Here is a 2,052-nt window from a genome sequence, read left to right as displayed (position 1 = left end):
ATCCCCCGGCCTCACGCGTCCCGGCCCCTGCCAATAACGTCATGCCCTCTTACACCTAGGCCAGCCCCACTAGACCCTCAGCCCCTCCAGGTGATCCCCCCGCTGGAGGGGCTGAGTCATGCCCAGCCCCATGCTCAGCCCGAGGGGCTGAGCACCTGCCAGGCCCCGAAGGGCCAGGCAGACACCCCGAACAAGAACCAAGAAGAACCACTGCACACACCTCTGGCACCAAGGTGCACAGGTGTGGAATTCGTTCCACACCTGACACACGCGGCTGCCGACCGCTGCGAAGGCTCAACATGCCCGTTGCCCGCCGTTGTGCCACCTGCCGCCAGCCCCTCGACCCGGCTTCTCATCCGACTCGACGCTATTGCTCGCCTGCGTGTCGATACCGGGCGAGCAAGCGCCGCCAGCAAGGCATCTCGATCTCGGATCGCCCCACCTCCAGCACAGCTCATGCCATCGCCCTCGACGCCGCCCTAACCCAGCGGGAGAGACAGCTATCCGGCAAGGAGCGCACGATCGCCCGGCTCCGCGCCGGGCGCGACGCAGACCGTCGCCGGATGCGTGAGCTGGAGGCCCAGGCAGCCTCGGAGCGTCGGCGCGCTGAGCGGGCTATCGCCTCCGTCGGCAAAGACCAGCATCGGCTGCGTGCGGAGAAGGCCTCGCTCCAGGACCAGATCATCCAGGCCCACGAAGCCGTTCGAGGACGCGATGCCGAGGTCGAGCGGCTGCGGCAGACCGTCCGTGAGATCACCCCGGAGCTGACGGCAGCACGTGAGATCCGTCGGCAATGGGAAGCGCTTGCCGTTCGCATCGCCCGGCAGGCTGCCGGCTCGAACGTGCCGCTTGCCGGTCTCGACCAAGAAGTCCTCACGACCTACCAGCGGCAACGGCAAGCCCCTGCCGGCGACCCGCAGCCGGCAACGGCAAAGACCCCGCCCCGCAAGAACCGCCCTGCCGCCCGTCCGGCAGCCCGTCCCGGAAGCCCCGGAAGGACCACACGATGACCGTCTCCATCTCCAAGATGTCCGTCAGCTACTACATCGAGCAGGTCACCGTCGGCGACGCCGCCCCCGCCGGCACCGGCAGCCGCGACCTCACCCGCTACTACACCGAAGCCGGCGCACCTCCCGGACGCTGGATCGGTTCCGGCACCGTCGGCCTCGGCATCGACACCGGCACCCGCGTCACCTCCCAAGCAGCCCGCCGGCTCCTCGAAGACTCCGCTCACCCCGAGACCGGCGAACGACTCGGCAGAGCACCGATCGCCAAACAGCAGGCTCCTGCCGGCGCCAAGACCGCTGCCGGCAAGGCCGCCAAGTCCGAGCGCGAATCCGTTGCCGGCTTCGATCTGACGTTCTCCGTGCCGAAGTCCGTCTCCGTGCTGTGGGCCATGGCCGATGACCAGACCAAGGCAGCCGTGCACGCAGCCCACCGTCGCGCGATCGACGACTCGCTGTCCTGGCTCGACGATCGGGTGATCCAGACCCGAGCGGGTCATGCCGGCGTCGCCAAGGTCGCTACCCGGGGGCTCATCGCCACCGCGTTCGACCACTGGGACTCCCGAGCCGGCGACCCCCAGCTGCACACCCACGTCGTGATCGCCAACCGCGTCCAGCGCGCTTCCGACGGCGCCTGGACCACCCTGGACTCCGTCGCCCTGCACAAGAACGTCGTCGCCGCGAGTGAGCGCTTCAACGGGATTCTCTTCGACGAGCTCGCCCGCACCCTCGGCACCCAGGCTGAGATCCGGGGCGAATCTGCCCATGACTACGACGACATCACCCTCGCTGACCGGAACGCGCGCATCGAACTCGCCGGCGTCCCCGGCGAACTCATCGATGCCTTCTCCTCCCGCTCCCGTGTGATCGAGGCCGAAACCGACCGCCTGATCGCCAAGTGGGAGGCCGACCACGGGACGGCACCTACCGGCCAAGATCTCGCCCAGCTGCGCCAGCAGGCCACGCTCACGACCCGCACTGCTAAGTGTAAGAGGGCATGACGTTATTGGCAGGGGCCGGGACGCGTGAGGCCGGGGGATGATCGCCA

At 68.6% G+C, this 2,052-nt stretch carries 2 protein-coding genes; both read left to right on the top strand.

Going from position 1 to position 2,052, the window contains the following annotated elements:
- The first annotated feature begins 563 nt into the window (after positions 1-563).
- The gene (locus FSY66_RS12645) at positions 564-1,010 is read left to right on the top strand and encodes a hypothetical protein (RefSeq protein WP_158443061.1); all 447 of its coding nucleotides are present in this window, start codon (positions 564-566) and stop codon (positions 1,008-1,010) included.
- The gene (gene mobF / locus FSY66_RS12380; protein ID WP_186304573.1) at positions 1,007-2,005 is read left to right on the top strand and encodes a MobF family relaxase; all 999 of its coding nucleotides are present in this window, start codon (positions 1,007-1,009) and stop codon (positions 2,003-2,005) included. The genes FSY66_RS12645 and mobF overlap by 4 nt, the downstream gene beginning before the upstream one ends.
- Positions 2,006-2,052 lie beyond the last annotated feature (47 nt).

Source organism: Kocuria palustris, assembly GCF_007666205.1.
GTDB lineage: Bacteria > Actinomycetota > Actinomycetes > Actinomycetales > Micrococcaceae > Kocuria > Kocuria palustris_A.
The sequence above is the reverse complement of the archived record's forward strand: the minus strand, read 5'-3'. Positions and strand labels throughout refer to the sequence as shown.

Excerpts from the sequence above, each read along its gene's own strand:
- mobF (WP_186304573.1), top strand. The coding sequence starts at position 1,007 with ATGACCGTCTCCATCTCCAAGATGTCCGTCAGCTACTACATCGAGCAG.
- FSY66_RS12645 (WP_158443061.1), top strand. The coding sequence starts at position 564 with ATGCGTGAGCTGGAGGCCCAGGCAGCCTCGGAGCGTCGGCGCGCTGAG.